At 72.5% G+C, this 5,623-nt stretch carries 6 protein-coding genes; 3 read left to right on the top strand and 3 right to left on the bottom strand.

The features are described 5' to 3' along the window. A partial coding sequence (locus tag VFZ20_RS31150) for a Sir2 family NAD-dependent protein deacetylase (protein WP_329687878.1) occupies window positions 1-674 on the bottom strand: 674 nt, incomplete at its 3' end. 178 nt (window positions 675-852) lie between these two features. Then, window positions 853-1,455, bottom strand: coding sequence for a CDP-alcohol phosphatidyltransferase family protein (locus VFZ20_RS31145; RefSeq protein WP_329687877.1), 603 nt, complete (start codon window positions 1,453-1,455; stop codon window positions 853-855). Window positions 1,456-1,698: 243 nt separating this feature from the next. Between VFZ20_RS31145 and VFZ20_RS31140 the strand changes: the two genes are divergently transcribed. The 3 genes from VFZ20_RS31140 to VFZ20_RS31130 are packed head-to-tail and all read left to right on the top strand — an operon-like array spanning window position 1,699 to window position 3,911. Continuing rightward, window positions 1,699-2,760, top strand: a complete 1,062-nt coding sequence (locus tag VFZ20_RS31140) for a hypothetical protein (RefSeq protein ID WP_329687876.1) — start codon at window positions 1,699-1,701, stop codon at window positions 2,758-2,760. A 45-nt stretch (window positions 2,761-2,805) separates the two neighbouring features. Beyond that, complete coding sequence (locus VFZ20_RS31135) at window positions 2,806-3,498, top strand: alpha/beta family hydrolase (protein WP_329687875.1); 693 nt, start codon at window positions 2,806-2,808, stop codon at window positions 3,496-3,498. Window positions 3,499-3,524: 26 nt separating this feature from the next. Next, complete coding sequence (locus VFZ20_RS31130) at window positions 3,525-3,911, top strand: VOC family protein (protein ID WP_329687874.1); 387 nt, start codon at window positions 3,525-3,527, stop codon at window positions 3,909-3,911. 474 nt (window positions 3,912-4,385) lie between these two features. On the opposite strand, the gene VFZ20_RS31125 is transcribed toward VFZ20_RS31130, so the two are convergent. Further along, a complete protein-coding gene (locus VFZ20_RS31125) occupies window positions 4,386-5,576 on the bottom strand; it encodes an NAD(P)/FAD-dependent oxidoreductase (RefSeq protein WP_329687873.1) in 1,191 nt (396 codons plus the stop codon). Between the last annotated feature and the right edge of the window lie 47 nt (window positions 5,577-5,623).

Genomic DNA, 5,623 nt, shown 5'->3' with positions numbered 1-5,623 from the left:
ACCAGCAGCACGTCCGCCTCGCCGAACAGCCGCCACGCGTCCTCCACCCACGCCGCCGGTACGTTCTCGCCAAAGAACACCACGTCCGGCTTGATGACGCCCCCGCACGCCTCGCACGGGGGGACCACGAACGCCTCCATGGCCCACGCGGGGAGCTCGGCGTCGCCGTCGGGCGCCTGCTCCACCTCGCCGTCCAGCCGCGCGGCCCAGGCGGCGTTCATCGCCAGCAGCCGCCGCTGAAACGCGTCGCGCGGGGTGCGGTCGTCACACGACAGGCAGCGGACGGCGGCCAGCGAGCCGTGCAGCTCGATCACGCGGCGGCTGCCGGCGGCGTGGTGCAGGCCGTCCACGTTCTGCGTGATGATGCCCCGCACGACGCCCGCGTCCTCCAGCACCGCCAGGGCGTGGTGCGCAGCGTTGGGCCGCGCGGCGCTGAAGCGCGTCCAGCCCACGGTGCCGCGGGCCCAGTAGCGCGTCCGCGCGGCCTCGCTGCGGACAAAGTCCTGGTACTGCATGGGCTTGCGCGTGCGCAGGCTGCCCTCCGGCCCGCGGTAGTCGGGGATGCCGGACTCGGTGCTGCACCCGGCGCCGGCCAGCACCACCGCGCGCTTTCCGCGCAGCAGGTCCACCAGCGGCTGCAGGCCCACGTCCGGCGCGGCGGAAACGATGGTCATCCTCAATCCTCTGGATGCACGTAAGTCCAACGATACCGCGCACCTGTACCGATCAGCCGGCACCGCGTTCCGCAAAATCAACAGATATTTTCACGCAGAGGGAGCAGGGGCAGCAGAGGACTTCATCGCGCGACGAACGTCCTCTGCTGCCTCTGCTTCCTCTGCGTGAGACAATCTTTCAGTCCTTGCGCGGCAGGAGGATGGAGCCGCGGTGGTCGTTCACGTCGCGGCGCGTGAGGATCACGGCCAGCGACTCCACGCCCGCGAACCACGCCAGGGTCAGCACGGCCATCCACACGCGGCCGCTGTACTGGCCCGTGTAGAGAAGCAGCAGGCCAAAGCAGTAGCCCGCCACGCCCGCGGCCTTGGCGCTGTACAGGTGCAGGTTGCCCACCTGCCGAAAGCGGATCCATCCCACGGCCAGCGCCAGCAGCGCGAAGCCCGCCCACGCCAGCAGCCGCACGCCCTCCGCCGAGAAGAAGTGCGGGCAGAACAGGAACAGCCACACGACGAGCGACGTGCTCAGCAGGTGGTCCGCCAGCGAGTCCAGCGCACCGCCCCGCCGGCTGGTGACGCGCAGCCGCCGCGCGATCATCCCGTCCAGCACGTCGGTGAACGCGGCCGCCGCGGCACCGGCCGCCAGTGCCTCGCGCATCCCCAGCGCGGCCAGCACCCACAGCACGGGCAGCGCCGCCAGCCGCGTGATGGTCAGCGCGTCGGGCACCCAGGCGAACCGCGGCGCGCGGCGCCCCGGCACGGAGTGAGACAGTTCTGGAGTCATGCGATCGTTCGGGCCTTGCAACCCACCCTCCGCGGGTCGTCCTGCATTCATAACGCACCGGGCCACCGTCTCCTGACGCGGCCGGCCCCGCGCCCGCCACGCCGGCCTTGGTCAGCGGCGCTCCACTCACTAGGTTGCCATCGTCGCGCCAAACCTTCAAGGGGGATGCCCGTCCACCATCACGCATCCCCCCCATCCGCCACATGCGGTTTCCCCACCCCGCCTTCATCCCCGGAGACCTTCATGCGCCCGATCGGCACGCCCGGCACGGAGTGGAACGAGACCGTCCTTCCCGACGAAGACCGGCTCGTGGCGGACTTTCTCCGCACCATCCGCCAGCAGCAGGAGGACACGGCGCGGGACGGGCGGACGCTGCGCGGCTTTCACGCCAAGATCCACCTGGGCGCGGAGGCCGCGTTCCACGTGCTCCCCGACCTGCCCGACTTCGCGCGCCAGGGCGTGTTCCGCGAGCCGGCGACGTATCCCGCCGTCGTCCGCTTTTCCAACGGGCACTTTCGCGTGAACCCCGATTCCACCAAGGAGCCGCGGGGCATCGCCATCAAGCTGCTGGGCGTGCACGGCGCGCGGCTGCCGGGGCACGACGCGGCCACGCAGGACTTTCTGGCCACGAGCCACTCGCTCACCTCCACGGTGCGCGACATCCGCCAGTTCGTCGCCGTCGTGGAGGCCACGCGTGGACGCGACAAGCCGCGCTTCGGCGAGATGGCGCGCCGGCTGGGGCTGCGCGAGGCGCTGCGGATCCTCGTCGCGCTCGTCCGCACCGTCAGCATCCCCAGCGTGCACAGCATGGCCACGGAGCGGTTCGGCGGCACGGCGCCCGTCCAGTGGGGCCCGTACGCGGCGAAGTTCACCGTTCAGCCGGCGGAGGGCACGGCGCCGCACCTGCCCCGCGCCCGCACGCCGGACTTTCTGCGCGAGGAGCTGGCGGAGCGGCTTCGCGCGGGCGACCTGGCGTTCGACTTCATGGCCCAGTTCTTCGTCGATGACCGGCGGACGCCCATCGAGGACACGTCCGTGGCCTGGAACAGCGAGGCCGTCCGCGTGGCGCAGCTGGTCATCCCCCGCTGCGACGTGGACGGCGACGCGCACGCCCGGCGGACGAGCGAGGCCATCGAGCGGCTGGCCTTCTCCCCCTGGCACGGCCTGGCGGACCACCGGCCCCTGGGCAGCGTGATGCGCGCGCGACGGACGGCGTACGAGGCCAGCGCCGCCTTTCGCACGCACGACCCGGAGCCGGATTCGCTGCCTCTCGTCGCCCCTGGCGAACCGGCGCTCCACGCGTGACCTTGGATGGCCCCGGCGGATGGATCCCAGCGGAACGGAGGACGCGTGGCGGACGAGCAGAGCGTGACGTGGCGGGTGAACGTCGGCGAGGAGGAGACGAGCGCGGCGTACGATCCCGCGGCGCCGGGCGACGGGCCGCGCGTGGTGTTCGCGTGCGCGCACGGCGCCGGCGGCAGCATGTCCGACAAGGCGAACGTGGCCGCGTGCGCGGCGCTGCGGGCGCGCGGGATCGGCACGGTGCGCTTCAACTTCCTGTACACGGAGCGCGGCTCGCGCCGGCCGGATCCCATGCCGCGCTGCATGGAGGTCGTGTCTGCCGTCGTCGATCGCATCCGGCAGGAGCTTGAGCCGGACCTGTTGCTCATCGGCGGGCGGTCCATGGGCGGGCGCGCGGCGTCCATGCTGGCGGCGGACGGCTTCGACGCGGACGGGCTGCTGCTGCTCGCCTATCCGCTGCACCCGGCCGGCCAGCCGCACAAGCTGCGGGACGCGCACCTGCCGTCCATCCGCATGCCCGTCCTCTGCTTCAACGGCACGCGCGACGAGCTGTGCACGCGCGCGCTGATGGAGGAGGTGCTGACCCGCGTGGGCCCTAACTGGCGGATGCACTGGCTGGAGGCGGCGGACCACAGCTTTCACGTGCTCAAGTCGTCCGGCCGCACGGACCCGCAGGTGCTGGACGAGTTCGCCGACGCCACGCGGGCCTGGGTCGACGGCCTGCGCCCCGCGTCCGCCTGATCCGCATCCCACGAATCCGACATCCGATGAGCGTTCCCTACAAGCCGGCCGGCTACACCGACGCCGCGCCGTACCTGATCGTGGACGGCGCCGCCCGCACGATCGACTTCCTCGTCCAGGTGTTCGGCGCGGAGCGGCTGCGGCGCTTCGACGACCCCGAGGGCGGCGTGCGGCACGCGGAGGTGCGCGTGGGCGACACGGTGGTGATGCTGGCCGACGGCGGCGAGGGTTATCCTCCGCAGCCGGCGCACGTGCACGTCTACGTTCCCGACGTGGATGATGCGTATCGCCGCGCGCTGGAGGCCGGCGGAGAGTCCGTCCGGCCGCCCGAGCGCGGCGACGATCCCGACCGCCGCGGCGGCGTCCGCGACCCCGGCGGCACCACGTGGTGGATCAGCACGCAGATGGAGTAGCATTGGACGCTGCGCATCGCCGGATGCGTCATCCAGCGAAACGTGAGGCCGGCTCCCAGGCGCGGAGCCGGCCTCACGCGTTGCGCCCCCTCCGGGCTCGCGGAGCTCGCCCACCTCCCCCAATAACCCCGGGGGGAGGTTGAACGGCGCACGCAGCGCCGCATGACTGGTTGTGAAAGGCGGTTCAGGAACCCGCGTTCGCGATGCGTCATCCTGAGGGAGCGCCGCGCACACATGGACGCTCGCAACACTTTGGCGCGACCGAAGGATCTTGTGTGCGAGACTCGGAGGCGGACTTTTGTGCACGAGGGTCACCCCCGAGCTTCGCGGGCAAGATCCTTCGTCGCCGCCATGGACCACGTACGCACGAGGGTCTACGCGGCGGCTCCTCAAGATGACGCTTCTGGCCCATCCGGCGATTCAACATCCCCCCCGGAATGACGCGTTTGGGCCATCCGGGTTGTTCGACATCTCTCAAGATGACAGCTGCGCGGTGGTGCTCACGCCGTAGGGCTGGCGCGCCACGTCGGGGAACGATCCGCGGCCGAAGAACACCTTGTGCGCCACGGCGCGGAACGGCGGCAGCCGCAGCGCCGCGACGGCCAGCTCGGCCGCGGCGGGCGAGCGCACGGCCGACAGCACCCGCCGGATGAGCAGGCGCGTGCGAAAGCGGGCGCGCAGGGCGGCGCCGTCGTACGGGGCCAGCGCGGCCGCGTTGCCCGTGGCCAGCAGGTCCATCGTCACCTCGGCGGCCAGGGCTGACTGGCGGATGCACGGGTCCAGCCCGCCCGCCGTCAGCGGCGACACCGCGCCGGCCGCGTCGCCCGTCAGCAGCCCGCGCGCGCAGGCGATGCGCGGCAGCACCCCGCCCACGGGGATGCGCCCGCCGCGCCGCTCGCACGGCACCGCGCCCTCCAGCCCGAAACGCGGCGCCACGCGGGCGTGAAATCGGCGCAGCGCCTCCGCCGGCTGAAAGCGCGCCGCGTATCCGCCCACGCCCACGTGCACCTCCTCGCCGTCGTCCACCACCCAGGCGATGTATCCGGGCGCCACCTCGGGATCGATCCAGCAGTGGAACGCGGGATCGTGCCCCGTGCGCACGCCGTGGAACACCTCCTCCACGCCCACGATCCACGCGCGATTCTCGTCCAGCCCCAGCGCGGACGCCACCCGCGACACCGCGCCGTCCGCCCCCACCACGAAGCGCGTCCGCAGCCGCTCCCGCCCGCCGTCGCGCTCCAGGACCGCCACGGAGCCGTCCCCGTCCGCCTCGAGCGATGCGAGGCGCGTCGACGGCGCCCATTGCACGCCGGCGCGCAGGCACGCGTCCAGGGCGCAGCAGTAGAGCGCGCCCATGCGGCCCACGCGGAACTCGTCGTGGGGGCTCTCCAGCGTCAACCCGCGTCCGCGGGGCGAGTACAGCGCCACGCGCCGCACGGGCGGGCCCAGGCAGTCGTCCGGCAGCGCGAAGCTCTCCAGCGTCCGCCGGACGAAGATGCCCGTGGTGTGCACCGCGTGGTCCACGGTGGGCTTGCGGTCGGCCAGCAGCACCCGCGCGCCGGACTCGCCCAGCCGGCGCGCGCACTCCAGCCCCGCCAGCCCCGCCCCCACCACGAGCACGTCCACGCTCGGGACCGCCCCACCGGCGACATCACTTTGTCTCATAAAGTTCACCTGTGTAAAAAAGGCCGCGGGACGCGGACGGTGCGGAG

Origin of the sequence: Longimicrobium sp., from assembly GCF_036280135.1 — a bacterium.
In the GTDB taxonomy this organism is placed as follows: Bacteria; Gemmatimonadota; Gemmatimonadetes; order Longimicrobiales; family Longimicrobiaceae; genus Longimicrobium.
The sequence above is the reverse complement of the archived record's forward strand: the minus strand, read 5'-3'. Positions and strand labels throughout refer to the sequence as shown.

Bases quoted from the DNA above. Each gene is read 5' to 3' on its own strand.
- VFZ20_RS31145 (WP_329687877.1), bottom strand. From the start codon at position 1,455: ATGACTCCAGAACTGTCTCACTCCGTGCCGGGGCGCCGCGCGCCGCGG.
- VFZ20_RS31140 (WP_329687876.1), top strand. From the start codon at position 1,699: ATGCGCCCGATCGGCACGCCCGGCACGGAGTGGAACGAGACCGTCCTT.
- VFZ20_RS31130 (WP_329687874.1), top strand. From the start codon at position 3,525: ATGAGCGTTCCCTACAAGCCGGCCGGCTACACCGACGCCGCGCCGTAC.
- VFZ20_RS31125 (WP_329687873.1), bottom strand. From the start codon at position 5,576: ATGAGACAAAGTGATGTCGCCGGTGGGGCGGTCCCGAGCGTGGACGTG.